Source organism: Janibacter sp. Y6, assembly GCF_040900765.1.
GTDB classification, from domain to species: domain Bacteria; phylum Actinomycetota; class Actinomycetes; order Actinomycetales; family Dermatophilaceae; genus Marihabitans; species Marihabitans melonis.
Window position 1 is genome coordinate 54,743 of the sequence record NZ_JAKLYZ010000004.1, and the last position, 25,612, is coordinate 80,354.

Consider the following 25,612-nt stretch of genomic DNA (forward strand, 5'->3'; position numbering starts at 1 on the left):
TCCTCGGTTCTCGGGGTGGGGATGGAGGTGACGAAGGGGGTCAGGACCGGCCGACGCGCGTGAGGTCGTCGGCGAGAGCCCTGGCCCGGGTGGAGAGCTCGGCGGCGCGGGCGTCGTCGCCCGCCTGGACCGCACGCCAGTAGTCGACTTTGAGGGCGACGTAGCGCTGGCGAAGAGCGATGGCCTCCGCCTCGCGGGCGAGGCGCTGCTGCTGCTCGGCGAGCAGCTCGTCCTGCTCCGCGGCTGCGGAGGGGCCGAGGCGCCCGTTCGCGACGTAGGTCCTCATGTCGGCGACGGACAGGCCCGTCGCCGCGAGGCAGGCGACCCAGGTGAGCTGGTCGAGGTCGGCGTCGTCGTACACCCGGTGACCGCTGCTCTCGTCGCGGCGCACGGGATCGATGACGCCGATGGACTCGTAGTACCGCAAGGTGCTGGCGGGAAGGCCGGTCAGAGCCGCCGCCTCCTTGATCGTGTACTCGCGCTCGGTCGTCGTGCTCACAGATGACGACGCTAAGAACTTCGAGTACTTGAAGTCAAAGCGCTCGACCGCGCTGTCCAGGGTCGCCCAGAGGGCGTTCTCCGGGCTTGCGAGCTAGGCGAGCCGGGCGACGACGATCGCGAGGATCGCGAGGAAGGGCGGCAGCAGCTGCTTGAGCGCGGCCGAGGTCTTCGAGCGGTCCGAGAGCATGAGCAACAGACCGGCGGCGACCATCGAGCCGGTGCCGACGAGCACGAGGGTGAGGCCGACGGCGCGCTGGTCGGCGATGACGAGGACGATGCCCAGCGCGATCTCGATGGCGAGGAAGAGGTTGTAGAAGCCCTGGTTGTAGGCCAGCGGCTTGGTGATCTCGGCGACCTGGGGGCTCTCGATGCCGAAGGTGCGCCGCGCTGCGTCACCGGTCCACTGCAGGGACTCGAGGACGAAGATGTAGACGTGGATGAGGGCGGCGACCGCACCGAGCACGAGTCCGATGGCGAGCACGGGGCATCCCTTCGTCGACGGCCCGGCCGGCCCGGGTCCGCTCGAAGCGTCCCACGACCGTCGGTGGACCGCTCCCGGACGCGCGGGCGGCCGAGCCCTGCGCTCAGACGGCGAGCGCTCGGCGGCTGCCGGCCTGCACCAGACCCATGAAGGCTCCGAGCGAGCGCAGCTCGCCTGGTGTGCGCGGCGCGGCGTCGAGCAGGCGCGGCGACAGCACGACGTACGCGGCGTGCTGCCCGCGCGAGATCGCGACGTTGAGGCGGTGCCGGTCGAGCACGAAGCGCAGGCCGCGGCTCACGTCGTGCGCTGACGACGCCGCCATCGACAGCACCGCGACCGGGGCCTCCTGGCCTTGGAACTTGTCGACCGTCCCGACCTCGACCTCGGCCATGCCGGCCGTCTCGAGGGCGCCGCGCAGGGTGCGCACCTGGTGGTTGTAGGGCGTGACGACGATGACGTCGCGCGCGGTGAGCGCCCGGGTGCCGTGCTCGTCGGTCCAGGCCCGCCCGGCGAGGGAGCGGACGAGGTCGACGACCGCCGCGGCCTCCTCGGGCGAGCTCGTGCGGCGCGCGAGGTGGTCGACCTCGACGACGTGGAGACCGGGCTCCACGCCCTCGAGCGAGCGGGCCGTCGTCACCGCCTCGTGGGAGCCGAGCTGGTCGTCGTAGGCGAGCCGCGAGACGTGCTCGGTGAGCTCGGGATGCATCCGCCAGGTCGTCGCGAGGAAGTACCCGTGCTCAGCGGGGATCGTCGCGCGGTCGCCGAGGAGCCAGCCCAGGGCGGAGCGGTCGACCGGCTCGGGGTGCGAGCCCTGGCTGACCTGACCGAGCTGCTGCGGGTCGCCGAGGAGCAGCAGCCGCGCACCGGCTGCCGAGCACGCGATGGTCGGCGCGAGCGCGAACTGCCCGGCCTCGTCGACGACGACGAGGTCGAGCTGGCCGCGCTCGACGCGCTTGGTGTTCGTGAGGTCCCACGTCGTCCCGCCGATGACGTAGCCCCGCCCGGCGGCTGCGTGAGCGGCGGCGAAGGCCGCGTGCCCGTCCTTGGGGAGCGCGGTGTGGCTCGGCTCCTCGCCCTGGGCGGCCCTGCCCCCCTGCGCAGCCTTGCCCACCTGGTCGCGGGGCACCCCCGCGGCGACGACGCAGCCGAGCAGGTGCTCGACCGCGGCATGGCTCTGGGCGACGACCCCGACGCGCCATCCGTGCTCGAGCACGAGGTCGCGCACGACGCGGCTGCCGACGTAGGTCTTGCCGGTGCCGGGAGGGCCCTGGACGGCGAGGTAGGAGTCGTCCATCGCGAGCAGGGCGTCGCGGATGTCGGTGATCGGGGTGCCGCCGGCGGGCAGGGCCGAGCCGTCGCGCAGCCGCGGCGGGCGCCGCAGCAGCAGGTCGAGTGCCGAGCGCCCGAGGGTCGGCGTCGTCGTGTCGTCACCCGCGCCCGTGCCGACGCCGCCGGCGGCGAGCACGCCCTGGCCCACCTCGGCGATCGCCGCGGCGATGGTGGCCGTGCCGGGGGGCGCGGACGGGCCGAGACCGATCGGCAGGTCGTCGTAGGGGTCGGCGTCCTTGGGCAGGACCTCGACGAGGACGAGCTCGAGGAGCACCTCGCCGGTCTCGGGGTCGACCCGCTCGTCCTGGGCGAGCACCGTCATGTCGCGACACCCGTGCGGCAGGTCCTCCTTGGCGAGGCACTCGGGACGGTCCGGCCCGTAGACGGCGAGGACCTTGCTGCCGACCCCGGCGCGCATGCCGCTGCCCTCACCGAGCACGCGGACCGTGCGCCGGGGGTTGCCGCTCGTGCCCTGGGCCCAGCCGGTGACCGTCTCGGCCTCGCGGACGACGACGACGTCGGTGCCACGAGCCCACTGCTCCGGCGGGGACTCGAGCCGGTCGAAGTGGCCCCACCAGTAGGGCTTGTCCTCGCGACGGTGGTACTGGACGGCGGCCGAGAGCATGGCGACGGCCTGCTGCTCCGGCGTGCGCTGCTCGGGCGGGGTGTCGCCGGCGAGCTCGCGGAGCGCGACCTCGAGCGGGTTGACGGGCTGGACCGCGGTGTCCGGGTCGGGCTTCGCACGCCCGGGCTGGGGCTCGACGTGGTGCTCCCGCGCCTGCCGGAGCAGCCAGTCGCGCAGCCGCAACGTCGAGAGGCAGTCGTACTCGTTGTACTGGCGGATGTCCTCGAGCCGGCTCGCGGCGAGCGCGGTGTCGCCGTCGAGGACGGCCTGGGCGTAGCGGTGGTACTCGACGATGGAGTCCGCACCCCCGGTCACGCCCTCGCGGTCGCGGTCCTCGTCGCGCTCCATGTAGAGCGGCTCGAGCCGCTTGATCGAGTAGGACGAGGATCCGACTCGCACGGCGGCACGCACGACCGGGTAGAGGTCGACGAGGACCCCGTCGGCGAGCAGACCGTCGACGACCTCCTGGCCGACGGCATGCCGGGCGGACAGACGCAGCAGGGCTGCCCGCTCGTAGTCGGCGTAGTGGTAGACGTGCAGCTGCGGCCAGGTCCGGCGACGCTCCTGCAGCCAGTCGAGGAAGTCGAGCAGCGCCTGGCGCTCGCTCACGCGGTCGTGGGCCCAGAAGCCGCGGTAGCGCTCGACCCCGTCCTCGACCCACAGGCACCCGAAGAGGTACTCGAGCCCCCAGTCGCCCGACCCGGGGACGTGCCACATCGGGTCGCCCTCGAAGTCGAAGAAGACGTCGCCGTCGCTCTCCGTGCGCAGGGCGGCCAGGCCCTGCGGGTGGTGCACCGCGAAGGGGAGGTCGCCCCCTTCGGCCGCCACCCGCTGCAGCTGCGCCTGCTCGCGCAGGGCGTCGAGACGCTCGGGTCGCATGCCCGGCACGACGGTGCCCTGAGGCAGGTCGGCGAGGTCAGCGACGGTGCGCACACCGGCCGCGAGGAGCCGGCCGTGCTGCTCGACGTGGACCCCGGCGACGAGGAGCACGTCGTCGCGGGCCTCGAGCTCGGCGGTGCAGTGCTCGCAGCGCAGGCAGGCCTCCCAGCGCTCGTCGCCCCACCGCACCGGGCCGTCGTCGCGCAGGTGGGCGCCGACGACGTCCGCGAGCCGCTCGCGCCGTGCACGGACGACGGGCAGCAGGTCGGCGAGCCGGGTGTCGCTCACCTCGTCGTCGCCGAGGACGAGCCGGACGAAGGGGGCCAGCCGCACCCCGTCGAGCGCGGCGACGGCCTCGCCGAGGACCTCGGCGTAGGCGCCGGTCTGGAGCAGGGCGGTGACGGACTCGCTGCGGGCGAGCTTCGCGTCGACGACGACCCAGGACCCGTCGTCCTCACGGATGAGGAAGTCGACGAAGCCGAGGAAGTCGCCGTCGTAGACGCAGGCCTGGTGGATGACGCGCACGGCGGGGTCGGCCATGAGCTGCAGCGTCTGCTGCATCCCGGCGGCGTAGCCGGCGGGGGTGCGCTCCGGGGCGGTCGCGCCCCGCACCGCACCGGGGTGGGCCCGGCTCAGCGCGGCGAGGTGGCGCTGCTCGTGGGCGGTGCCGAGCTCGGCCGCGCGCTCGACGACCGGGTCGACCTCGTGGGGGACCTCGGGGGAGCGGCCGGCGCGCACGTCGAGCTCGGCGAGCAGGGCGTGCTCGCAGGCCGTCGCGGCGCGCAGGTCCGAGGCCGAGAGCACGACGTGCTGCGGGGCGTCGGTGCCGGTGGCGTCACGGTCGATGAGGAGCATGCCGCCAGGCTACGAGCGAGGTCTGACACCTCAGACCCAGCTGGGGAACCACATCCGCCACTGCCAGTGCTCGTAGGGGATGACCTGGGCGGTCCACACCGGCCAGTAGAAGGCGAAGTTCGCGAGCACGAGCAGGGCGTAGGCGCCGACGAGGGCGTACCCGACCTGCCGACGCCGCTCGCTCGCCCCGGCGGGCGGCACGAGCATCGCGAGCAGGTAGACGACCGCGAGCACGACGAAGGGCTCGAAGGAGATCGTGTAGAAGGTGAAGATCGTGCGGTGCTGGATGAAGAACCACGGGAACCAGCCCCCGACGAAGCCCGCGAGGATCGCGCCGGCCCGCCAGTCCCGTCGCATCGCCCAGGCGACGACGAGCACGAGGAGCGCGGCGGTCGCGACCCACCAGATCGAGATGGAGCCGAGCGAGGTGATCGCCTTCGAGCACTTCTCGACCTCGCAGCCGATGTCTCCCGCCCCCTTCGACTCGTAGAAGAAGGAGGTGGGGCGCGACTGCACCATCCACGACCACGGGTTGCTCTCGTACGTGTGCGGAGAGGTGAGCCCGTTGTGGAAGGTGAGGATCTCGTGGTGGTAGTGCAGCAGCGAGCGCAGCGACTCCGGCAGCCACGTCACGCCCTGGCCGGGGTTGTCGGCCGCCCAGTGCCGCCCGTAGCTGACGTCGCTGCGGAACCACCCGACGAAGCTCGCGAGATAGGTCGCGAGGACGACGAGCGTCATCGAGACGCCGGCGAGGACGCCGTCCTTGAGCACCCCGCCGGCCATCCAGTGCCGCACGCCGACGGTGCGGCGGGCGCCGATGTCCCAGAAGAGCGTCATGAGGCCGAAGGCGGCGAAGACGTACAGGCCAGACCACTTCGTGCCGGTCGCCAGGCCGAGCATGAGGGCCGCGACGAGCCGCCACGGGCGCCACCACAGCATCGGCCCCAGCCGCCACCGGGTGCCGGCGGGTGCCGACGCGACCACCCTGGCGAGTCTCTCGCGTGACCAGTCGCGGTCGAGCAGCAGCGCCCCGAAGGCCGCGAGCACGAAGAACATGAGGACGATGTCGAGCAGCGCCGTGCGGCTGTGGACGAAGTGGTGCCCCTCGAAGGCGGTGAGGAAGGCCGCCGCCGTCCCGAGGAAGCTGCTCGCGAAGAGGCGCCGCGCGATCCGCCCGATCATGACGATCGAGATCGTGCCGAGCAGGGCGACGGAGAAGCGCCAGCCCCACGAGCTCGTCGAGCCGAAGATCCACTCGCCGAAGGCGATGACCCACTTGCCCACCGGCGGGTGGACGACCATGTCGCCCTCGGTCGAGCGGAAGACGTCGAGGGTGCCGGCCGTGAAGAGCGGGTCGACGACGTCGCCCTCGCCCTTCCAGCGCATCTCGGTGCCGTACTGCAGCATCGAGACGCCCTGCTTGACGTAGTACGTCTCGTCGAAGACGAGCTGGTGGGGACGGTCGAGCCGCCAGAAGCGCAGGATGCCGCCGAGGACGGCGAAGGTCAGCGGCCCCCACCAGCCGAGCAGCCGCTCGCGGCGCGAGTCCCAGGTGGGCAGCCGGCCGAGCAGGCGGGTGCGCAGGTCCTCGAGACGGGCGGCGTCAGGCCCGGGTCGACCCGCGGAGGAGGCGCGTCGACCCGCGACAGAGCCGACGCGATCCATGGGCCGCATCGTAGGCGAGCCGCCTGCGGTGGTTGAGGTGCGAGCGTGCGAGCCTCGAAACCCCCGGCCTGACACCATGACCGCATGCCCCTGATCCTCGCTGCGACCCCGATCGGCGACCCGCGCGACGCCGCGCCCCGCCTCGCTGAGGAGCTCGCGGGCGCGGACGTCGTCGCCGCGGAGGACACCCGCCGGCTGCGTCGGCTGTGCGCGGCCCTCGACGTCACCCCGCGCGGCCGGGTCGTCAGCTATCACGAGCACAACGAGGCGTCGCGGACCCAGGACCTGCTCGACGCGGTGGCGAAGGGGGAGCGCGTCGTCCTCGTCACCGACGCGGGCATGCCCTCCGTCTCCGACCCCGGGTACCGGGTCGTCGCGGCGTGCGCCGCCGCCGACCTGCCGGTCACCTGCGTCCCCGGGCCGAGCGCGGTCCTCATGGCGCTCGCCGTGTCGGGGCTGCCGGTCGACCGCTTCTGCTTCGAGGGCTTCCTCCCGCGCAAGGAGGGCGAGCGGCGCCGCATGCTCTCCGAGCTGCAGACCGAACGCCGCACGATGGTCTTCTTCGAGGCGCCCCACCGGCTCGCCGCGACCCTGACGACGATGGCTGAGGTGCTCGGGGCGGACCGCCCGGCCGCCGTCTGCCGTGAGCTGACGAAGACCTACGAGGAGGTGCGACGGGGTGGCCTCGCCGACCTCGCGCAGTGGGCTGTCGAGGGCGCCCGCGGCGAGATCACCGTCGTCGTCCAGGGCGTCGACCCCGCAGCGGTGGCGGCGACGATCGAGGACGGCGCAGCCCGGGTCGCCGAGCTCGTCGCCCAGGGGGTGCGCCGCAAGGAGGCGGCCGCCCAGGTGGCCTCCGAGACCGGTCTGAGCAAGAAGGCTCTCTACGACTCGACCCTCGGCGCCTGAGCTGCTCAGCAGTGACGGGACTCCCTGGGCGGTTGCCCCCGGATATGGAGGGCAGAGCCCTCAGGAGTTCCCTTCGCGCAGGTCCTGGGCGAGCATGACGATGATGCCGCTCGGGCCGCGGAGGTAGGTGAGCCGGAAGGCGTCCTCGTAGGTCGCGACGCCGCGCAGCGGGTGGCACCCGTGCCGGGCCGCGACCTCCAGGGACTCGTCGATGTCGTCGACGGTGAAGGCGACACGGTGCATGCCGATCTCGTGCGGCTGCGTCGGCTCGGTCTCGACCGGCTCGGGATGGATGTGCTCGAAGAGCTCGAGCCGCCCCTGGCCGTCGGGGGTCTGCAGCATCGCGATGCGGGCGTGGTTGCCGTCGAGGCCGACCGCGGTGTCGGCCCACTCGCCGCTCACCTCGTCGCGCCCGAGCAGGCTCAGACCGAGGTCGGTGAAGAAGGCGATCGCCGCCTCGAGGTCCCGGACGGCGATCCCGACGTTCTCCAGTGCGATAGGCATGTGACCCACGCTACTGAGCCAGGCGTGCCCCGAAGGGGTCGAAGGATCGGTGCTCAGCAAGACTTTCGTCGGGTTCGCCCGAGTCTCTTACTCCTGCAGAGGCGGGGTTTATCGGGTGACCCGAGAAACCTGGGGCGGGTGAGACGTCGGACCCGGGGCCTCACCGAGCACCCAGGTGCGCCTGCAACAATCCAGGTCATGACCACGCCGCAGGACCCCCGGCCGGCCGGGGGCGTCCCCTTCGACGACCCGGAGGCGACCCCGGAGTCCGGGACCGACGTCCCCGTCCTGCGCGAGAGCGAGCAGCAGGCCGAGGGGGCCGCCGCCGAGGCGGCGGCGGGCGCCGCCGCCGGGCACCGAGCCGGCACCGGGGGCACCGAGCGCACCGTCGTGCACCTCCTGCGCCACGGCGAGGTCCACAACCCGCGCAAGATCCTCTACGGGCGGCTGCCCGACTTCCACCTCTCCGACCTCGGGCACGAGATGGCGCGCGTCGTCGGCGAGCACCTCGCCGGCGCCGACCTCGCACTCGTCGTGCACTCCCCGCTCGTGCGCACTGCGGAGACCGCGGCCCCGACGCTGGAGCGCCACGGCCTCACCGCCGTCGTCGACCCCCGGGTCATCGAGGCGGGCAACAAGTTCGAGGGCCGGCGCTTCCGCAAGCGGCTGCTCCTCGACCCGCGCCGCTGGTGGTGGATGCGCGACCCGACGAAGCCGACGTGGGGCGAGTCCTACAAGGCGATCGCCAAGCGGATGACCGAGGCGATCGAGGACGCCCGCGACCACGCCCGCGGTCGCGAGGTGCTCGTCGTGAGCCACCAGCTGCCGATCTGGACCATCCGCAGCGCGATGCGAGGCGAGCGGCTGTGGCACGACCCGCGCCGCCGCGAGTGCAACCTCGCCTCGCTCACCACCTTGACCTACCGCGGCGACGACCTCGAGTCGGTCACCTACGCTGAGCCCGCCGCCCACCTCTACGTCCACGCCGAGAAGCTGCCAGGAGCATGATGTCCCGCACGACCCGCCGCCTCACCGCGGCCCTGGCCGCCGGCGCCCTCGCCGTGGGCCTGGGCGCCTGCTCCGACGCCGACTCGGTCGCCGAGCAGGCCAAGGCCAACCCCGATGCGGGCTATATCGCCGGCGACGGGTCGATCGTCGTGCGCGCCGAGGGTGACCGCAAGGAGCCCGTCGAGCTCGAGGGCGACACCCTCGACGGCAAGCCCTTCGCCATGGCCGACCACCGCGGCAAGGTCGTCGTCGTCAACCTCTGGGCGAGCTGGTGCGGGCCGTGCGAGCGCGAGGCACCGCACCTCGTCGCCGTCGCCGAGCGCTACAAGAAGGCGAAGAAGCCGGTGCAGATGGTCGGCATCGACTACCGCGAGCCCTCCGTCGAGACGGGCCGGGCCCAGGCCGAGGTCTGGGGCTTCACCTGGCCGTCGGTCTTCGACAAGAGCGGCCGCTCCTCCATCGACATGCAGGGAGTGCTGTCGACCCAGCCCTCGACCGCAGTCCTCGACCGCGAGGGCCGCGTCGCCGCGGTGGTGAACGGCGCGACGACCGAGTCGACCCTCACCGGTCTCGTCGACGACGTCCTCGCCGAGGGCGCGAAGGGGTGACCCCGGCATGAACCCGTCCGGCGCCGTCGAGAGCGGCGCGCTCCCGCTCGCCGCGCTCGTCGCGGCGCTCGCCGGGCTCGTCTCCTTCGCCAGCCCGTGCGTGCTCCCGCTCGTACCGGGCTACCTCGGCTACGTCACGGGCCTGTCAGACGTCTCGCTCGAGCGGCGCTCGTCCCGCCGGATGATGCTCGGCGCGGTCCTCTTCGTCGCCGGCTTCACCGTCGTCTTCGTGCTCACCGCGATGTTCGTCGCGACCGCGGGTCGCGCGCTCGTCGAGAACCGCGAGCTGCTCACCCGCATCGGCGGGGTGGTCGTCATCGCCATGGCGCTCGTCTTCCTCGGCGCGGGCAGCCAGCGCACCGTGCGCCTGCCGATCAAGCCGGCCACGGGCCTGGCCGGCGCCCCGCTCCTCGGCGCGGTCTTCGGTCTCGGGTGGGCGCCCTGCGTCGGTCCGACCCTGGCCGCCGTGCTCACCCTCTCGCTGACCGGCGACGCCGGCACCAGCCGGGCCGTCGTGCTCGCGATCGCCTACTGCGTCGGGCTCGGGCTCCCCTTCGTCCTCGTCGCCGGCGCCTACGAGCGCTGGGGCTCGGTCTCCGCGTGGCTGCGACCGCGGCTGCGCGCCATCCAGGTCGTCGGCGGGCTGCTGCTGCTCGCCGTCGGTGTCCTGCTCGTCACCGGCTGGTGGACGACGATCACCGTGTGGCTCCAGTCCCGGTGGATCAGCGGCTTCGAGGTGATCCTGTGACGACGACCGACCCCACGACCCGCGGCGCGAAGAAGACGCCCGGGCAGCCCGTCACCCAGCCCCGCCTGGGTCCGGTCGGCTGGGCCCGGTGGGCCTGGCGGCAGCTGACGAGCATGAAGACCGCGCTCTTCCTGCTCCTCTTGCTCGCCATCGGCGCCGTGCCCGGCTCGATGTTCCCGCAGCGCTCGCTCGACCCGTCGCAGACCGCGGCGTGGATCCAGCGCCACCCCGAGGCCGGGCCGGTCCTCGACCGCTTCTACGCCTTCGACGTGTACTCCTCGCCGTGGTTCTCGGCGATCTACCTGCTCCTCTTCACCTCGCTCGTCGGCTGCATCGTGCCGCGCACGCTCACCCTCGCCCGGCAGCTGCGCGGCCGCCCGCCGCGCACCCCGCGGCGGCTCGAGCGGCTCGACGCCCACGACGCGCTCGTCGTGCGCGACGAGGACGTGCCCGCCGCGCTCGACGCGGCCGCGAGCGCCCTTCGCCGCCGTCGCTACCGCGTGGCCCGGCACGACGACCAGACGATCTCGGCCGAGTCCGGGTACGTCAAGGAGATCGGCAACCTCGCCTTCCACGGCTCCCTGCTGACCCTCATCGTCGGGCTGGCGATCGGCCACCTCTACGGCTGGCGCGCCGACATCGTCGTGCCCGAGGGCGAGTCCTTCGTGAGCACGGTGACCCGCTACGACACCTGGGCCCCCGGCCCGCTCGTCGACGAGTCCTCGCTCACCCCCTTCGAGCTCACCGTCGACCAGATGTCGGCGCGCTTCGAGGAGGACCACCAGAGCCAGATCGGCATGCCGCGCGCCTTCTCGGCCGAGGTCACCTACGCCGACCGGCTCGGCGGGGCGACGAAGAAGGACACCGTCCAGGTCAACCACCCGCTCGAGCTCGACGAGTCGACCGTCTTCCTCCTCGGCAACGGCTACGCGCCCGTCGTCACCGTCAAGGACGACGACGGCAAGGTCCTCTACCAGGGTGCGACGCCCTTCCTCGCGCAGGACGGCAGCTACCGCTCCACCGGTGCGATCAAGGTCGGCGCGGCCCAGCCCGAGCAGCTCGGCTTCGTCGGGCTCTTCCTGCCGACCGCGGTCGTCGACGACACGAACGGCCCGATCTCGATCTTCCCCGACCTGCGCAACCCGGCGCTCGCGATGAGCCTCTACGAGGGCGAGCTCTTCCCGCAGGGCGGTGCGCAGTCGGTCTTCAGCATCGACACCGAGGCGATGACGCCCGTCGCGCCCGACGACGACAGCGAGGACATCGCGCGGCTGTGGCTGCAGCCCGGCGAGACCGCCCAGCTGCCCGGCGACCGCGGCTCGATCACCTTCGACCGGGTCGACCGCTTCGCGGGCTTCGCCGTGCGGCACGACCCCGGCAAGGGGCTCGTGCTCGGCAGCTCGGTCGTCGCGCTGCTCGGTCTCATCACCTCGCTCACGCTGCGGCGCCGCCGCGTCTTCGCGCGGGTCGTGCCCGCCGGTGACGGGCGCAGCGTGCTCCATCTCGGCGCGATGACGAAGGGGGACGACGACCGGCTGGCCCGGGTCGTCTCCGACCTGGCCGACCAGCTCGGCAGCAGCTTCGACGACGAGGGTGACCGCACCCCGGCGTCGGTGGGAGAATCGAGGACGTCATGACGAACGAAGTGCTGGCCACCTACGCCAACTACGCGCTGTACTCGGCCGTCGGGGTGCTGTCCCTGGCGATGATCGCGTACGCCGTCTACCTCGCCGGGGCGGTCCCCGCCTCCGAGCGTGAGCACGAGACGCTGGACGCCGACGAGCAGGCCGCCGCCGAGCGGGCGCGTGCGCGCGCCGAGCGCGTCGCCGCGGTCTCCGGCGGGTCGGTCGCGACGAGCCCGGCGACCGGGCCCGTGGGTGCGGGCGACGGGACCACGGACGACGGGGCCGCTGCGGGCCCCGTGGGCGACCCCGAGCGGGCCCGCAAGGGCGCCGGCATCGGCGGCACCCTGTCCTACCTCGGCACCGGGCTGCTCCTCGTCTCGCTCGTGCTGCGCGGCATGTCCGTCGACCGGGCGCCGCTGGGCAACCTCTTCGAGTTCTCCGTCGCCGGGGCCTTCTTCGCGATGCTCGTCTACTGCATCGGCCCGCTGCGTCGTGGCATGCACTGGCTGGGGCTCTTCGTCCTCGCGCCGGTGACGCTCCTGCTGTGGCTCGCCGGCACGATCTGGTACACCGAGGCCGCCGAGCTCGTCCCGAGCCTCGACTCCTACTGGCTCGTCATCCACGTCTCCATCGCCACGCTCGCGACCGGCCTGTCGATCGTCGGCGCCGTGCTCGCCGCGCTCTACCTCGTGCGCGACAAGGCCGGCCCCGGCTCCTTCTGGACCAAGCTGCCCGCTGCCGCGCGTCTCGAGCGCCTGTCCTACGGCATGCACGTCGTCGCCTTCCCGATGTGGACCTTCACCCTCATCGCGGGCGCGATCTGGGCCCGCCAGGCGTGGAGCTCGTACTGGAACTGGGACCCCAAGGAGGTGTGGACCTTCGTCATCTGGATCGTCTACGCCGCCTACCTGCACGCCCGGGTGACGAAGGGGTCGAACCGCCGCACCGCCGCGTGGATCGCGCTCGCCGGCTTCGCCTGCATCGTCATCAACTACACGATCGTCAACTTCTACTTCATCGGTCAGCACAGCTACGCGGGCACGAGCTGATGGTCCGCTACACCCTCCTGCGCGCACTTGTCTTCCTCGCCTGCCTGGCCGCCCTGTGGCTGGCCGGGCTGCGCGACCGCTCCGAGCAGCCCTGGCTCGTCGTCGGCGCCGCGCTCCTGTCGATGGTCGTGAGCTTCTTCGTCCTGCGCCCCTTCCGCGAGGACGCGGTGCGCTCCATCGAGGCCCGTCGGGCCGCGAAGGAGACGGGCGAAGGGGAGCCCCGCCCCACCCGCTCCCGTCGCCGCCCCGCGGTGAGCGACGAGGACGCCGAGGACGCGGACAGCGACACCTTCCGCTGACCCCCCTTCGGACGAGCTGCTGCATGCAGCAGCTCGTCACGCCTGCCGCAGTACGGGCTGCTGCTGACGCGTCCAGGTGCTGCTGACTCCCGCGCCGCCGGTCTCCCCTTCGCCGAGCCCACTTGTGGCTCGTGGGGTCGTCCGGGCCGCGAAACCCGTCCATGACCGGGAAGCCCGTCCTTCACCGCGAAGCCCGCCGGCGACCGAGACACGTCCCGGTCCTGCCCGGGTTTCCCGGCCCGTGTCGATCAAGCCGGGCATGAGAGCCGCAGGTGCCCTGCGACCCGCTCTCTGGTGTCATGGGGCGATGGACATCACGGACCTGCGCGCGGTGGTCGACGAGCGGTACGCCCGTCTCGACCTGCCGAGCTGGCCCGACCCGCATCCTGATCTCGCCTCACCGGCGGAGGAGGAGTACTCGCGGGTAAGCGACCCCACGAGATATCGCGTCGTGGTCCACCGCGCCTGGCTGTGGGTCGAGGTCATCGCTGGTCTCGACGGCGTGACGAGCGGGGCGTTGACGAGTCGCGAGCTGGATGGCTGCGACGAGGAGGGGCGCCACGTACGGGGTGCCCGACTCGTCTCGACGCGTGCGGGCACGCTCCCGCTGCTGGTCATCGAGCACGCGACGCCGTCCGACCCGGGCCTCCCCCCGATGCCCGGGGTGCGGGTCGCCGTGGGCAGGGCCACCTCCGTGGTCGGCTCGGTCCCGGCGTGCGGGTGCGATGCCTGCGACGACGGTTCGCAGGCCGTCCTCGACGAGGTCGACGCGGCGTTCGCCCGTGTCCTCCAGGGGCCGTACGTCTCGGTCACCGGCCGCGGGTGGAACGCCGAGTGGCATCCGACGGGCATGAGCTACGGGTCCGAGTCAGGAGCGGATGAGCCGCCTGGGCTGGACGACCTCCTCGGGCAGTTGCGCGAAGGGGACGAGGTCGAGCTGCCCGAGGGCGCCACAGCTGTGGTGAGCCGAGGCTGGCTGGACGGTGACGAGGCCGTGATCTCGAGGCTCGGGCGCTGAGCGCCCGTCGCACCTCGACCAGCGAGCGCCCGTCGCACCTCGACCAGCGAGCCCTCAGGACTCCGGGGTGATGCGCAGGACCTTGTCGTCCTCGCCGTTGCTCGTCGTCACGTACAGCGCGCCGTCGGGGGCGGTGCGCGCGGCTCGAAGTCTCCCGAAGTCGTCGACGAGGTCCTGCGGGATCTCGACCTCGTCGACCGAGCCGTCGTCGCCGATGCTCAGCAGGAGCAGCTTCGCGCCCCGCAGCGCGGTGATCGCGAGCAGGCCCTCGCGCTCGCCCCACTGCTCGCCCTCGAGGAAGGCGGCGCCGCAGATCGCCTCGGTCGTCTCGCCCGAGCTCCACGCGGCGGCGACGGCGTCGGGGTAGCGCTCGGTGTCGGTCATCGGCACGGACTCGTCGTAGCTGTCGACGGAGCCGCCCTGCGCCGGGTCCCACCCGAAGTTCGCCCCCGCCTCGATGCGGTTGACCTCGTCGTCGAAGGACGGCCCGTGCTCCGCCGTCCAGATCTCCTCGGTACCGGGCCGCTGCGCGACGCCCTGCACGTTGCGGTGCCCGTAGGAGTAGACGTAGCGCTCGGCCTCGTCGGCGGCGTCGGCGAAGGGGTTGCCCTGCGCCGGCTCGCCCGTCGCCGGGTCGAGCCGCAGGACCTTGCCGCCGAGGTTCGTGCGGTCCTGGGGGGCCGCGGGGTCGGCGGTGTCGCCCGTCCCGACGTAGAGCAGGCCGTCCTCGCCCACCGTCGGGCGGCAGCCGGAGTGGCGCCCGCCGTCGGCCACCGGGAGCCCGGTGAGCAGGTCGCGGTCGCGGGTCGCGCGCGAGTTCTCGACGTCGACGGTGAGCTCGACGAGACGGACGTCGACCGGCTCGCCGTCTTCGGCGTGCGCGAGGCAGGCGACGAGCTTCGGCTGGTCCCAGCCCTGCGCGGGCTCGGGCAGCAGGGCCAGACCCATGAGGCCCCCTTCGCCCTGCGCGTAGACGTCGTCGAGCGGCGCGGAGATCGCGACCGGCTCGGTGCCCGGCTCGAGGCTCGGCAGATAGCTCAGCTCGCCGGAGCGCTGGGTGACGACCGCGCCCCCGTCGGGCAGGAAGGCGATGTCCCACGGGTTGGCCAGGCCCTCGGCGACGACGTCGACCTGCAGACCTCCGCCGCCCCCTTCGGACCCGGACCCAGACCCCGACCCGCCGGAGCCCGACGAGGCCGTCGGGACGGTCGTCGAGCCCGACCCGCCCCGCGACGGCGTGTCCGAGGAGCAGCCCGCGAGGCCGGCGGAGGCGAGCAGGGCGGCGGCGGCCAGGGCGGCGGGGCGAGGGGACATGCCCCTAGCCTGCCGTCCTCAGCGCGCCAGCGGGTAGGCGAGCAGCACCGACCATGCGAGCAGCGCGAGCCCGGTCGTGCCGATGGCGGGCACGAGCGCGCGGCCCGTCGCACCGCCGGTGATCGCCCGGATGCCGGGCAGCAGGACGAGGAAGCCGAGCAGCGCGACCGGGGCGAAGACGTGCCAGATCGCCATCGCGAGCGTGCAGACCGCCGCGACGCCGACGAGGGCGAGGTAGAGCACGCGGGTGCCGTCGTCGCCGAGGCGCACGGCGAGCGTGCGCTTGCCCGACTCGATGTCGGTGGGGATGTCGCGCAGGTTGTTCGCGACGAGGATCGCGCTCGACAGCGAGCCCGCCGCGACGGCGCCGAGCACCCCGACGACGGTGATCTCGTGGGCCTGCGTGTACTGCGTGCCGAGCGTGGCCATGAGCCCGAAGAAGACGAAGACGTAGATCTCGCCGAGCCCGCGGTAACCGTACGGGTTGTCGCCCCCGGTGTACCGCCACGCGGCGAGGATCGCGAGCGCGCCGAGCGGGATGAGGACCCACGTCTGGGCGAGCGCGACGAGCGCGAGCCCGGCCAGCGCCCCGCAGCCGAAGAAGGCGAAGGCCATGAGCTTGACGTTCTCCGGGTCCGCCAGACGCTGCCCGACGAGCCGCACCGGCCCGACCCGCTCCTCGTCCGTGCCGCGGATCCCGTCGCTGTAGTCGTTGGCGTAGTTGACGCCGATCTGCAGGCTGAGCGCGACGACGAGCGCGAGGACGGCCAGCGCGAGGTCGCTCTCGCCGATGGCGGCAGCGGCCGCCGTGCCGACGATCACGGGGGCGGTGGCGGCGGGCAGGGTGCGCGGGCGGGCGCCAGCGACCCACTGTGCGAGGGAGGCCATCGAGCTCGATTCAGCGAAGGGGAGTGTGCCGCCCCATCCTACGAAGGCCCCGGGGCCCCGCCGAGCAGGTCCCTCGCCGCGGCGCGGTCGGGCTTGCCCGGTCCGCGGGTGGGCAGCTCGGCGACGACCCGCACCCGGTGGGGCAGCGCGTGCGCGGGCAGGTGGGGGCGCAGCATCTCGCGGATCTGCCCGACCCCCTCGTGCGGCACCTCGCCGACCGGCGGGCCTCCGGGCGAGGTGACGACGAGGAGGGCCACCCCTTCGCCCCACCGCTCGTGCGGCACGCCGACCGCGAGGGCGGCGGTGATCGCCGGGACGTGCGCGAGGACGCCCTCCTCGACGACGCGCGGGGCGACCTTGAGGCCGCCGGAGTTGATGAGGTCGTCGGCCCGGCCGAGCACGCTGACGACGCCGCGCTCGTCGACCGAGCCGAGGTCGCTCGTGACGAACCACCGCATGCCGTCGCGCTGGACGAACTGCTCGGCGGTGAGCTCGGGCATCCCGAGGTAGCCGTGGGCGACGACCGGCCCGCCGAGCAGGAGCGTGCCGCTCGGGCCGACGTCGACGGCCACCCCGCTCAGGGCACGCCCGTCGTAGACGCAGCCGCCGCACGTCTCGCTCATCCCGTAGGTGAGCACGACGCGCACCCCGTCCTCGCGGGCCCGGGCGACGACCTGGGGGTCGGCGGCGGCCCCGCCGACGAGCACGGCGTCGAGCCGGCGCAGCCCCTCGATGCCGACCGGGTCGGTGGCCATGGCTGTCAGCTGGGCGGGGACGAGCGAGGCGTAGCGGCGCTCGCCGCTCATCGCGGCGACGGCCTGGACGAGGGCGAAGGGGGTGAGCGCCGGGTCCGTGAGGACGGGCCGCGTGCCGGCGTGGACGGAGCGCAGGAGGACCTGCAGACCGGCGACGTGGTGCGGGGGGAGGGCGAGGAGCCACTGGCCGGGCCCGCCGAGCCGGTCGTGGGTGGCGGCGGCGCTCGCGGCGAGGGCCTGGGTCCCGAGCATCGCGGGCTTCGGGGTGCCGGTGGAGCCCGACGTGCTCACGACGACGGCGAGGTCGTCGGGCAGGAGGCCGTCGTGCGCGGGGAGCGGTGCCGGGGGCGCGTCGGGGGCGTGCGGCCGCACGGCGGCCCCGCCGGCGAGGGCACGCTCGAGCGCGGGCAGCGCCTCGAGGGCTCCGTCCCCGGGCGGGATCGGCAGGTCGGTGATCACGGTGGGCACCGGTCCATCCTGGCCGACGGCAGCCCGGGCTTAGCAGGTGGACCGTCCAGGGGATGCTCAGGTGGGGGTGCGACGGCCTCGGTTGTCCTTACAACTGACACGACGGAGCCTCTCCACGAACCGCGTCCTGCTCGACCCCGCGCTGCTCGTGCTGCGTGCCGTCCTCGGCGTGACGATGTTCGCCCACGGCTGGCAGAAGCTCACCGGCCCCGGCCTCGAGGGCGTCGGCGGCATGTTCGACCAGATGGGTGTGCCGCTGGCTTCTACGCCGCCGACGGAGGGTACGAGCTCGTCCTCGTGCTCGCCGCCATGGCGCTCACCCTCGTCCTCACCGGACCGGGCGCGTGGTCGCTCGACGCCCCCCTTCGCCCGTCGTCGCTCCCCGGAGCGGGCCCGGGAGATGGTCTCGGCCTGACCGGCACGACGACGCCCCCTGCTCCGATGCGGAGCAGGGGGCGTCGGTGCGTCCGGGGCGGTCCTTACAGGACGAGGCCGAGGACGAGGACGACCGGCAGCGAGACGACCGCGCCGAGGGAGGTCGCCATCGTCAGGGTCTTCAGCGCCCCCTTCGTCGACAGGCCGAGCAGCGACTTGAACATCCAGAAGAAGTTGCTGTTGACGTGCAGCGCGAACATCGCGCCCGAGGCGATCGCCAGCGCGATGACGACCGGGTCGACCCCGGTGCTCGCGACGACCGGGCCGATGATGCCGGCCGCCGTGATCGCGCCGACCGACACCGAGCCGATGGCGAAGTGCAGCACCGCGGCGACGAACCACGCGAGGAGGATGCTCACGAGGGCCGGGGCGCCGGAGTCGGCGGAGAAGAGCTCCTTGAGCGTGTCGCCCAGGCCGGTCTCGGTGATGATCGCGCCGAGCGAGCCGCCGATGCCGGTGATGAGCAGGATCTCGCCGGTGGTGCGGAAGCCGGAGGACAGCGCCTCGCCGGTCTCGTCGGTGCCCAGGGCCCAGCGGGCGAGGACGAAGGCGATGACGAGCCCGATGAAGAGGGCGATGTTCGCGTCGCCGAGGAAGGCGATGACGCCGTTGGAGAACTCGAGCAGGTCCGCGAAGGCGCCGAAGGCGATGAGGACGAGGGGGACGAGGATCGGCAGGAGCCGGACCCCGAGGGGCAGGCCGGCCGCGCGGGCGGGGATGGCGTGCTCGTCACCCTCGGCGCTCGCGGCCTGGCGGTCGTCGACGGTGCGGCTGGCGAGGAACTCCTCGTGCCGCGGGTGGTCCGGGTGCTCGAGCTCGTCCTCGTCGATGTCGGTGTAGGGGTCCCAGTACCGGGTGCGCGTCAGCAGCTGGCGGAAGAGCCAGGCCGTGACGAGCGCCGTGAGGATGCCCAGCGGCAGGCCGAAGACGAGGTAGCGGCCCAGCGGCAGCTTGAGCAGGCCGGCGACGGCGACCGCGGCGAGGCCGGGGACGACGAAGACGTACCCGGCGAAGATGCCGATGCCGATCGACCCGGCGAGCCAGGGCAGGCCCTTCGTCCGGTCGACGACGGGGGCGGCCTGGCGCGCCATCGGCGAGGCGAGGACGACCTGCACGTCGACGTAGATGCTCGGGAAGATCGTCGACAGCACGCCCGCCATGGCGTACGGCAGCTTGCCGCCGACCCGGCGCGCGATGATCTCGACGAGGGTGCGGAAGGTGCCGGTCGCCGAGAGCAACGACCCGATGAGGACGCCGAAGCCGATGAGCAGTCCGACCTCGGCCATGATCTCGCCGAAGCCCCCGGTGATGCCGGCGACCGTCCCCTCGAGCCCGACCCCGGCCGCGAGGCCGAGGTAGAGCGAGGACAGCACCAGCGAGATCACCGGGTCGACCTTGAAGCGGATGATGAGGAGGATCGCCAGCGCGATGGCGATGGCTGCGTGCAGGACGTCCATCCGTGCAGCCTAGAAGGGCGTGACCGCGATCACGCGGCGGCACCCGCGGGGACGGGGCGGGCCTGGCTCACCCGATCCAGCCCAGGCCCTCGGCGATGAGGATCGCGCCGAAGAGGAAGAAGAGGACGGCCGCGCCGATCTTGATGGTGCGCTCGGGCAGCCTGCGGCCGAGGACCGCGCCGACGCCGATCGCCAGGGCGTCCGCCGCGACCATGCCGAGGGTCGAGCCGATCCACGTGCCGAACCAGCCGTGCTGGGTGGCCAGGGTGATCGTCGCGAGCATCGTCTTGTCGCCGAGCTCGGCGAGGAAGAATGCCATGCCGACGGCGAGGATCGCTGCGCCCTTGGCCTTGCGGGCCTTGGCGGCCTCCTCGTCGGTGAGCTCGTCGCCGCGCAGGGTCCACAGGCCGAAGATCACGAAGGCGATGCCGGCGATGATCGCGATCCAGTCCTGGTAGTCGGCGAAGGCGGTGCCGACCCAGAAGCCGATGGCGACAGAGGCGAGGTGGACGATCGCCGTCGCGGCGGTGATGGCGAGGATGACGTCCCGGGCGCGGTAGCGGGTGGCGAAGGTCATCGCCATGAGCTGGGACTTGTCACCGAGCTCGGCGACGAAGATCACCGCGGTGGAGAGGAGGAAGGCGTACACGAGGGAAGGACCTGTCTGGCTCAGGTGCCCGGACGACCGGCTCGGGGGAGGACGGCTCGACCAGGCACGGTGGCGGCGCGCACCCGGGGCGGGCGCACGACTCGTGCTGGTCGAAAGTCTCGTCCGCCACGGTGACCTGTGGCCTGCCGTGCCGGTCGCTCAGCGGTGAGGCTGGGCGGCAGTGTGTCGACACGACCGTTGAGGACTACTCCCTCTCGATGGCCACCAGTGTAGACGGGACGACGGACAGCCCCGACCGACCGTCTCGCTCGGTGGTCCTTCGGCTCAGAAGTACCAGGGGAAGGGCGACCAGTCGGGCTCGCGCTTCTCCAGGAACTGGTCGCGGCCCTCGACGGCCTCGTCGGTCATGTACGCCAGCCGCGTCGTCTCGCCGGCGAAGACCTGCTGGCCCATGAGCCCGTCGTCGGGCAGGTTGAAGGCGAACTTGAGCATCCGGATCGCCTGCGGGCTCTTGCCCATGATCGTCCGGGCGACGCCCAGCGCCTCGCGCTCGAGGTCGGCGTGGTCGTAGACGCGGTTGACCGCGCCCATCTCGTGCATCTCCTGCGCGGTGTACGCCTCGCCGAGGAAGAAGACCTCGCGGGCCCGCTTCTGACCGATCTGGCGCGCGAGGTAGGCGCTGCCGTAGCCGCCGTCGAAGGAACCGACGTCGGCGTCGGTCTGCTTGAAGCGCGCGTGCTCGCGGCTGGCCAGGGTCATGTCGCACACGACGTGCAGCGAGTGCCCGCCGCCGGCGGCCCACCCGTTGACGAGCGCGATGACGACCTTGGGCATCGTGCGGATGAGGCGCTGCACCTCGAGGATGTGCAGGCGTCCCCCTTCGGCCTTGACCCGACGCTCGTCGACGCTCTCGGCGCTCTCGCCGTCGGCGTACTGGTACCCCGACCGCCCGCGGATGCGCTGGTCGCCCCCGGTGCAGAAGGACCAGCCCTGCGTCGTCTCGCTGCTGCCCTCACGCGGGGTGGGGCCGTTGCCGGTGAGCAGGACGACGCCGACGTCGGCGGAGCGGCGCGCGTGGTCGAGGGTGCGGTAGAGCTCGTCGACGGTGTGCGGGCGGAATGCGTTGAGCACCTCGGGCCGGTCGAAGGCGATGCGCACGCACCCGAGGTCGCGGGCCCGGTGGTAGGTGACGTCGGTGAGGTCCTCGAAGCCCTCGACCTCCTGCCACGCCTGCGGGTCGAAGGTCTGACTCACGCCGTCCAGTGCACTCACGGGGGTGAGCCTACGTGCGTCGTCCACACCCCCGGCGTCACCTCGGCCCGCGTCCACACCCCGGGCGAAGGGGGTGCCGCCCCCTCCTCGTCCGCGGTGTCCTGGGTCGGCGGGGACGGACCCCGGGGGAGCGAGGAGGAGAGATGGGACAGCGGTGGTTGCGGGCCGTGGGCGGCGACGAGGGCGACGGGGGCGAGGTGCGGGCGAGCGACGGCTGGCTGGGTGACGGGTGGGGCGGGCCGCCGGGTGGGGTCGGAGGAGAGGGCGGGGGCGGTGACCGGTGCCTGTGCGACGACTGCCTCTCCGGGATCGTCGGCTACCCGCTCGCCGAGCAGTACGGCGGCGGGGGAGGCTTCGGCGACGACCGCGGCATGATCACCGAGGTCGTCCTGCTCGACGGCCACCTGATCGACGTGCGCAAGGGGCCGGTAGGGGGCAGCGGCTACGAGTGCGCGGCGCACGAGCTGCAGGCCCGCGGGGTGCTGCGTCGCGAGCCGCCGCGCACAGTCGTGGTCCGGGAGGAGCCCGAGCAGGCGATGCTCGACTGGCTCGCCCGGGTCGTCGGCGGCGAGGCCGCGCTCGCCGCTCTCGACGACGAGCCGCTGCCCGTCGAGGACCTCGACCTCGGCGCCGTGCCCGGCTGGGCGCGCGAGCGGGCACGTCTCGTCGACGAGCACGTGCAGGGCGCCTTCGGCCACCAGCTCGTCGGGCCGGAGCTGCTCACGGCCTGCCGCCGGCTGCTCGTGCGGGCGGCAGGAGCGGGAGCCTTCGAGGCGTGGCACGGCGCGCTGCCCGAGCAGGTCGCCGCCGCGGTCGTGCACTGCGCGGCGAAGGCGAGCGCGCTCGGCGCGCCGACCCTCGGCCACCCGATGCGCAGCATCCTGCGCGGTGTCGGCGTCTCCGGCTACCCCTCCGACCGGTCACGCCGGCTGGCGACGCTCGTCGGCGGGTCGGGGTGGCCGCACGGCCGACGACCGACGGAGGTGCCGGACGTGTACGTCCTCGGCGACCCCGCGCTGCTGCTGTCCTGCTTCCGCAGCGATCTCGTCGTCTACCGCGACCGGGCGGTGCGGCTCGCCGCGGGGTCGGGCGCGACCGGCGCGCGGTAGCCGGTCCGGCGGGCGACCACGGCCGCTCCCACGGCGAGGAGGACCGCGAGGGCGAAGACCGCCGAGAAGGGGTCGCTGTCGCCGCGCTCCGCCGCGGCGAAGATCGCGCCGCTGATCGACAGCGCGACGGCCCCGCCGAGCGAGTCCGAGATCGTCAGCGCGGAGGAGTTGAAGCCGCGGTCGGCGTCGGAGGACGCCGCGAGCGTGGCGACACCGGTGCGGGGGTAGGCGAAGCCCATGCCCGCCCCGCCGAGCGCGTAGCCCGCGGCCGCGAGCACGGGGTGCACGTCGAGGACGACGGCGAGGAGCAGGACGAGGACGCCAGCGAGGAGCACTGCCGAGCCGATCGACATGACCGTCGTGTCGTCGAGCCGCGCCCGCAGCCGGGCCTGCACCTGGCTGGCCGTCGCCCACACGACCCCGACGACCGTGAGCGCGAGGCCCGCGCGCACGGCCGTGACCTGCCACTGCTCCTGCAGGACGAAGACGATGTAGGACTCGGCGCAGAAGAAGGAGGCCGACAGCAGCCCGCGGACGGCGATGACCGACGGCAGCCCACGGCGTCCGGTGAGGGAGCCGCCCGGCAGGAGCGGGCGCAGGGCGAGGACGAGGACGACGAGAGGCACCGCCGCCAGCGCCGCGCGCAGCCCCGGCAGCGAGCCGAGCAGCTCGAGCGCCAGCGCGGCGACGGCGGCGACCGTCGCCCAGAGCAGCAGACCGCGCCGGGCCGGCGCGGCGGCAGCGGCCTCGACCTCGGCGGCCGAGCGGGGTCGCAGCATGCGCAGCGCGGGCACGACGAAGACCGCCGCGAGCGCGACGAGGACGATGACGGACAAGAAGACCCAGCGCCACCCCGCGAGGTCGGCGACGACCGCGGCCAGAGCCGGGCCGAAGAGCGCGGGCAGCACCCATGCGGCGGCGAAGCTCGCGAAGAGCGAGGGCTGCAGGTCGGCGGGGTAGACCTCGCCGACGACGACGTACAGCGCGGCGATGAGCGCCCCGCTGCCCAGCCCCTGCAGCAGCCGACCGACGACGAAGAGCTCCATCGCCGGCGCCAGCCCGCACACGAGCAGACCGAGCGAGAAGGTGAGGATCGCGACCTCGAGCGCCCGGCGCGGTCCGTGACGGTCGCTCCACTGCCCGGCGGCCACCATGCCGATGACGCCGGACGCCAGGGGCGCCGAGAAGGCGAGGGCGTACAGCGAGAGGCCGTCGAGCTCGCGGGCGAGCGTCGGCATCACCGTGGTGACGGCGAGGGCCTCGAAGGCGGCGATGGCGATGAGCGCGAAGGCGCCGATGCTGCTCGTGCGGTACGTGGTGCCGAAGATCCCCTCGGCAGGAGCGGGAGAGACGGGCACGACAGACAGTGTGCGCCGTCCTACCCTGGGGGTGTGCACCGGATCTACACGACGAGCGTGGCGTCGGTCTACCCGCACTACGTGACGAAGGCCGAGCGCAAGGGCCGGACCCAGGCCGAGGTCGACGAGGTCATCCGCTGGCTGACCGGCTTCGACGACGCCCAGCTGCGCGCGCACCTCGAGGGCGGCACGACCTTCGAGGACTTCTTCGCCCAGGCCGAGCTCAACCCGGGCGTAGCCCTCATCACCGGCTCCGTCTGCGGGGTCAAGGTGCAGGAGGTCGAGGACCCGCTGATGCGCCAGGTCCGCTACCTCGACAAGCTCGTCGACGAGCTCGCCAAGGGACGCCCGATGGAGAAGGTCCTGCGGAGCTGAGGCGCCCCGGCCGCCGCTAGCGTGCTGGCATGACCCTCGCCTGGTACACCCTCGTCGTCGACGCCACCGACATCGCCTCGCTCTCGCGCTGGTGGGCCCAGACCCTCGACTGGCACGTCGTCTACGAGGACGAGCACGAGGTCGCGATCGCCGCGGACCCCGAGGACGAGGAGCACCCGGTCGAGGACCTCGACGCCTGGCTGGCCCAGCGTCCCTCCCTCGTCTTCGTGCCGGTGCCGGAGGCGAAGACGGTGAAGAACCGCCTGCACATCGACCTCGCACCGCACCTCAGCCAGGACCGGGACGCCGAGATCGCGGCACTCGTCGAGCGGGGCGCGACCCAGGTCGACGTCGGCCAGACCGGTGACGTCACGTGGACCGTCCTCGCCGACCCCGAGGGCAACGAGTTCTGCGTCCTCTCCCGCCGCGACCGGTGAGCCCGCAGACCCCCGGGGTCGACGAGCTCCTCGAGGGGATGCGCGTCGTCTCGATCCCGATGCGCGTGCGCTTCCGGGGCGTCGACGAGCGCGAGGCCGCGCTGCTGCGGGGGCCGAAGGGGTGGGCCGAGCTCTCCCCCTTCGTCGAGTACGGCCCCCAGGAGACGTCACGCTGGCTGGCCGCCGCGGTCGAGGCGGGCTGGCGGGGCTGGCCCCCGCCGGTCCGTGACGAGGTGCCGTGCAACGCGACCGTGCCCGCCGTCGGGCCCGAGCGGGTGCCCGAGGTGCTCGCCCGCTTCGACGGGTGCACGACCGCGAAGATCAAGGTCGCCGAGCGCGGGCAGACCCTCGCCGACGACGTCGAGCGGGTCGCCGCGGTCCGCGACGCGATGGGCCCGGTCGCCGCCGTGCGGGTCGACGCCAACGGCGGGTGGTCGGTGGACCAGGCGCTCGACGCCGTCGCCGCGCTCGCCCCCTTCGGTCTCGAGTACGTCGAGCAGCCGTGCGCCGACGTCGAGGGCCTGAGGGCCGTCCGTCTCGGGCTCGCCCGCGCCGGGGTCGACGTCCGGGTCGCCGCCGACGAGTCCATCCGCAAGGCCGAGGACCCCCTGCGGGTCGCGCGCGAGGAGGCCGCCGACGTCGTCGTCGTCAAGGTCGCACCCCTGGGCGGCGTCGCCCGCGCGCTCGAGGTCGTCGACGCGTGCGGCCTGCCCGCGGTGGTCTCCTCCGCCCTCGACACGAGCGTCGGGATCAGCGCGGGCGTCGCCCTCGCGGCAGCGCTGCCCGATCTGCCCCACGCCTGCGGGCTCGGCACCGTCGGCCTGCTCGCAGGTGACATCACGAGAGACCCCCTCGTCCCCGTCGCCGGCGACGTGCCGGTGCGCCCTGTCGAGGTCGACGAGGCCCTGCTCGACGAGCACGAGGCGCCCGCAGAGCGGGTGCAGTGGTGGCGCGAGCGGCTGCGCGCCGCGCACGCCCACCTCTGAGGAGCCCGTCCACACCCCGGCTGCGGACCGGGCCCGCCTCCACAA

25 protein-coding genes are annotated in these 25,612 nt (G+C 73.3%); 13 read left to right on the forward strand and 12 right to left on the reverse strand.

The window, feature by feature from the left end; all coding sequences use genetic code 11:
* Window positions 1–40 precede the first annotated feature (40 nt).
* The 4 genes from L6241_RS10545 to L6241_RS10560 all read right to left on the reverse strand — a co-directional run bounded on the left by L6241_RS10545 (window position 41) and on the right by L6241_RS10560 (window position 6,335).
* A complete protein-coding gene (locus L6241_RS10545) occupies window positions 41–499 on the reverse strand; it encodes a MerR family transcriptional regulator (RefSeq protein ID WP_368246153.1) in 459 nt (152 codons plus the stop codon).
* Window positions 500–592: 93 nt separating this feature from the next.
* Entirely contained in the window at window positions 593–982 is a 390-nt protein-coding gene (locus L6241_RS10550) for a DUF1304 domain-containing protein (protein ID WP_368246155.1), read from the reverse strand.
* 103 nt (window positions 983–1,085) lie between these two features.
* On the reverse strand, window positions 1,086–4,670 hold the full coding sequence (locus tag L6241_RS10555) for a TM0106 family RecB-like putative nuclease (protein ID WP_368246157.1): 3,585 nt from the start codon (window positions 4,668–4,670) through the stop codon (window positions 1,086–1,088).
* A 30-nt stretch (window positions 4,671–4,700) separates the two neighbouring features.
* A complete protein-coding gene (locus L6241_RS10560) occupies window positions 4,701–6,335 on the reverse strand; it encodes a dolichyl-phosphate-mannose--protein mannosyltransferase (protein WP_368246158.1) in 1,635 nt (544 codons plus the stop codon).
* Window positions 6,336–6,419: 84 nt separating this feature from the next.
* On the opposite strand from L6241_RS10560, the gene rsmI reads away from it, so the two are divergent.
* Window positions 6,420–7,244: a 16S rRNA (cytidine(1402)-2'-O)-methyltransferase gene (gene rsmI, locus L6241_RS10565; RefSeq protein ID WP_368246159.1), complete on the forward strand. Its 825-nt coding sequence runs from the start codon at window positions 6,420–6,422 to the stop codon at window positions 7,242–7,244.
* Window positions 7,245–7,304: 60 nt separating this feature from the next.
* Here the strand turns inward: rsmI and L6241_RS10570 are convergent, their stop codons facing one another.
* Window positions 7,305–7,748: a VOC family protein gene (locus L6241_RS10570; RefSeq protein WP_368246160.1), complete on the reverse strand. Its 444-nt coding sequence runs from the start codon at window positions 7,746–7,748 to the stop codon at window positions 7,305–7,307.
* A gap of 198 nt (window positions 7,749–7,946) precedes the next feature.
* Here L6241_RS10570 and L6241_RS10575 point away from each other — a divergent pair, with 198 nt between their 5' ends.
* The 7 genes from L6241_RS10575 (at window position 7,947) to L6241_RS10605 (ending at window position 14,103) form a co-directional block, all read left to right on the forward strand.
* Entirely contained in the window at window positions 7,947–8,756 is an 810-nt protein-coding gene (locus L6241_RS10575; protein WP_368246161.1) for a histidine phosphatase family protein, read from the forward strand.
* The gene (locus L6241_RS10580; protein WP_251718337.1) at window positions 8,753–9,364 is read left to right on the forward strand and encodes a TlpA disulfide reductase family protein; all 612 of its coding nucleotides are present in this window, start codon (window positions 8,753–8,755) and stop codon (window positions 9,362–9,364) included. The genes L6241_RS10575 and L6241_RS10580 overlap by 4 nt, the downstream gene beginning before the upstream one ends.
* 7 nt (window positions 9,365–9,371) lie before the next feature.
* Window positions 9,372–10,112 carry a cytochrome c biogenesis CcdA family protein gene (locus tag L6241_RS10585; protein ID WP_368246162.1) on the forward strand — a complete coding sequence of 247 codons (741 nt, stop codon included), beginning with the start codon at window positions 9,372–9,374 and terminating at the stop codon, window positions 10,110–10,112.
* The gene (locus L6241_RS10590; protein WP_368246164.1) at window positions 10,109–11,749 is read left to right on the forward strand and encodes a cytochrome c biogenesis protein ResB; all 1,641 of its coding nucleotides are present in this window, start codon (window positions 10,109–10,111) and stop codon (window positions 11,747–11,749) included. The genes L6241_RS10585 and L6241_RS10590 overlap by 4 nt, the downstream gene beginning before the upstream one ends.
* Complete coding sequence (ccsB, locus tag L6241_RS10595) at window positions 11,746–12,786, forward strand: c-type cytochrome biogenesis protein CcsB (protein WP_368246165.1); 1,041 nt, start codon at window positions 11,746–11,748, stop codon at window positions 12,784–12,786. The genes L6241_RS10590 and ccsB overlap by 4 nt, the downstream gene beginning before the upstream one ends.
* Window positions 12,786–13,085, forward strand: a complete 300-nt coding sequence (locus tag L6241_RS10600) for a DUF4229 domain-containing protein (RefSeq protein ID WP_191563896.1) — start codon at window positions 12,786–12,788, stop codon at window positions 13,083–13,085. Before ccsB ends, L6241_RS10600 begins: the two co-directional genes overlap by 1 nt.
* Window positions 13,086–13,392: 307 nt before the next feature.
* Window positions 13,393–14,103 carry a DUF6226 family protein gene (locus L6241_RS10605; RefSeq protein WP_368246166.1) on the forward strand — a complete coding sequence of 237 codons (711 nt, stop codon included), beginning with the start codon at window positions 13,393–13,395 and terminating at the stop codon, window positions 14,101–14,103.
* A gap of 54 nt (window positions 14,104–14,157) precedes the next feature.
* On the opposite strand, the gene L6241_RS10610 is transcribed toward L6241_RS10605, so the two are convergent.
* From L6241_RS10610 to menE, 3 genes are read right to left on the reverse strand one after another with little or no spacing between them, the layout of a single operon-like run.
* On the reverse strand, window positions 14,158–15,417 hold the full coding sequence (locus L6241_RS10610) for a sorbosone dehydrogenase family protein (RefSeq protein WP_368246168.1): 1,260 nt from the start codon (window positions 15,415–15,417) through the stop codon (window positions 14,158–14,160).
* Window positions 15,418–15,435: 18 nt separating this feature from the next.
* Complete coding sequence (locus L6241_RS10615) at window positions 15,436–16,305, reverse strand: 1,4-dihydroxy-2-naphthoate polyprenyltransferase (protein WP_123092314.1); 870 nt, start codon at window positions 16,303–16,305, stop codon at window positions 15,436–15,438.
* A 38-nt stretch (window positions 16,306–16,343) separates the two neighbouring features.
* A complete protein-coding gene (gene menE, locus L6241_RS10620) occupies window positions 16,344–17,528 on the reverse strand; it encodes an o-succinylbenzoate--CoA ligase (protein ID WP_368246169.1) in 1,185 nt (394 codons plus the stop codon).
* 82 nt (window positions 17,529–17,610) lie between these two features.
* On the opposite strand from menE, the gene L6241_RS10625 reads away from it, so the two are divergent.
* Window positions 17,611–17,943, forward strand: a complete 333-nt coding sequence (locus L6241_RS10625; protein WP_368246170.1) for a DoxX family protein — start codon at window positions 17,611–17,613, stop codon at window positions 17,941–17,943.
* 64 nt (window positions 17,944–18,007) lie between these two features.
* On the opposite strand, the gene L6241_RS10630 is transcribed toward L6241_RS10625, so the two are convergent.
* From L6241_RS10630 to L6241_RS10640, 3 genes are all read right to left on the reverse strand, one after another.
* On the reverse strand, window positions 18,008–19,420 hold the full coding sequence (locus L6241_RS10630; protein WP_068276804.1) for a GntP family permease: 1,413 nt from the start codon (window positions 19,418–19,420) through the stop codon (window positions 18,008–18,010).
* 67 nt (window positions 19,421–19,487) lie between these two features.
* The gene (locus L6241_RS10635; RefSeq protein WP_368246171.1) at window positions 19,488–20,069 is read right to left on the reverse strand and encodes a TMEM165/GDT1 family protein; all 582 of its coding nucleotides are present in this window, start codon (window positions 20,067–20,069) and stop codon (window positions 19,488–19,490) included.
* Between the two features lie 285 nt (window positions 20,070–20,354).
* Window positions 20,355–21,302, reverse strand: a complete 948-nt coding sequence (locus L6241_RS10640) for a 1,4-dihydroxy-2-naphthoyl-CoA synthase (RefSeq protein WP_368246172.1) — start codon at window positions 21,300–21,302, stop codon at window positions 20,355–20,357.
* Between the two features lie 143 nt (window positions 21,303–21,445).
* Here L6241_RS10640 and L6241_RS10645 point away from each other — a divergent pair, with 143 nt between their 5' ends.
* Complete coding sequence (locus L6241_RS10645; RefSeq protein WP_368246173.1) at window positions 21,446–22,411, forward strand: hypothetical protein; 966 nt, start codon at window positions 21,446–21,448, stop codon at window positions 22,409–22,411.
* Here the strand turns inward: L6241_RS10645 and L6241_RS10650 are convergent.
* Window positions 22,354–23,769 (reverse strand): MFS transporter, encoded by a 1,416-nt coding sequence (locus L6241_RS10650; protein ID WP_368246174.1) that lies wholly within the window; start codon window positions 23,767–23,769, stop codon window positions 22,354–22,356. The two genes, L6241_RS10645 and L6241_RS10650, sit on opposite strands and share 58 nt — an antisense overlap.
* A gap of 33 nt (window positions 23,770–23,802) precedes the next feature.
* Here L6241_RS10650 and L6241_RS10655 point away from each other — a divergent pair, with 33 nt between their 5' ends.
* From L6241_RS10655 to L6241_RS10665, 3 genes are read left to right on the forward strand one after another with little or no spacing between them, the layout of a single operon-like run.
* A complete protein-coding gene (locus L6241_RS10655; RefSeq protein ID WP_068276815.1) occupies window positions 23,803–24,144 on the forward strand; it encodes a DUF2200 domain-containing protein in 342 nt (113 codons plus the stop codon).
* A 29-nt stretch (window positions 24,145–24,173) separates the two neighbouring features.
* Complete coding sequence (locus L6241_RS10660; protein ID WP_252974593.1) at window positions 24,174–24,581, forward strand: VOC family protein; 408 nt, start codon at window positions 24,174–24,176, stop codon at window positions 24,579–24,581.
* Entirely contained in the window at window positions 24,578–25,567 is a 990-nt protein-coding gene (locus L6241_RS10665) for an o-succinylbenzoate synthase (protein WP_368246176.1), read from the forward strand. Before L6241_RS10660 ends, L6241_RS10665 begins: the two co-directional genes overlap by 4 nt.
* The last annotated feature ends 45 nt before the right edge of the window (window positions 25,568–25,612 follow it).

Coding starts and splice junctions, on each gene's coding strand:
- L6241_RS10555 (WP_368246157.1), bottom strand. CDS start 4,670: ATGCTCCTCATCGACCGTGACGCCACCGGCACCGACGCCCCGCAGCAC.
- L6241_RS10560 (WP_368246158.1), bottom strand. CDS start 6,335: ATGGATCGCGTCGGCTCTGTCGCGGGTCGACGCGCCTCCTCCGCGGGT.
- rsmI (WP_368246159.1), top strand. CDS start 6,420: ATGCCCCTGATCCTCGCTGCGACCCCGATCGGCGACCCGCGCGACGCC.
- L6241_RS10570 (WP_368246160.1), bottom strand. CDS start 7,748: ATGCCTATCGCACTGGAGAACGTCGGGATCGCCGTCCGGGACCTCGAG.
- L6241_RS10575 (WP_368246161.1), top strand. CDS start 7,947: ATGACCACGCCGCAGGACCCCCGGCCGGCCGGGGGCGTCCCCTTCGAC.
- L6241_RS10580 (WP_251718337.1), top strand. CDS start 8,753: ATGATGTCCCGCACGACCCGCCGCCTCACCGCGGCCCTGGCCGCCGGC.
- L6241_RS10585 (WP_368246162.1), top strand. CDS start 9,372: ATGAACCCGTCCGGCGCCGTCGAGAGCGGCGCGCTCCCGCTCGCCGCG.
- ccsB (WP_368246165.1), top strand. CDS start 11,746: ATGACGAACGAAGTGCTGGCCACCTACGCCAACTACGCGCTGTACTCG.
- L6241_RS10600 (WP_191563896.1), top strand. CDS start 12,786: ATGGTCCGCTACACCCTCCTGCGCGCACTTGTCTTCCTCGCCTGCCTG.
- L6241_RS10605 (WP_368246166.1), top strand. CDS start 13,393: ATGGACATCACGGACCTGCGCGCGGTGGTCGACGAGCGGTACGCCCGT.
- L6241_RS10610 (WP_368246168.1), bottom strand. CDS start 15,417: ATGTCCCCTCGCCCCGCCGCCCTGGCCGCCGCCGCCCTGCTCGCCTCC.
- L6241_RS10615 (WP_123092314.1), bottom strand. CDS start 16,305: ATGGCCTCCCTCGCACAGTGGGTCGCTGGCGCCCGCCCGCGCACCCTG.
- L6241_RS10630 (WP_068276804.1), bottom strand. CDS start 19,420: ATGGACGTCCTGCACGCAGCCATCGCCATCGCGCTGGCGATCCTCCTC.
- L6241_RS10645 (WP_368246173.1), top strand. CDS start 21,446: ATGGGACAGCGGTGGTTGCGGGCCGTGGGCGGCGACGAGGGCGACGGG.
- L6241_RS10660 (WP_252974593.1), top strand. CDS start 24,174: ATGACCCTCGCCTGGTACACCCTCGTCGTCGACGCCACCGACATCGCC.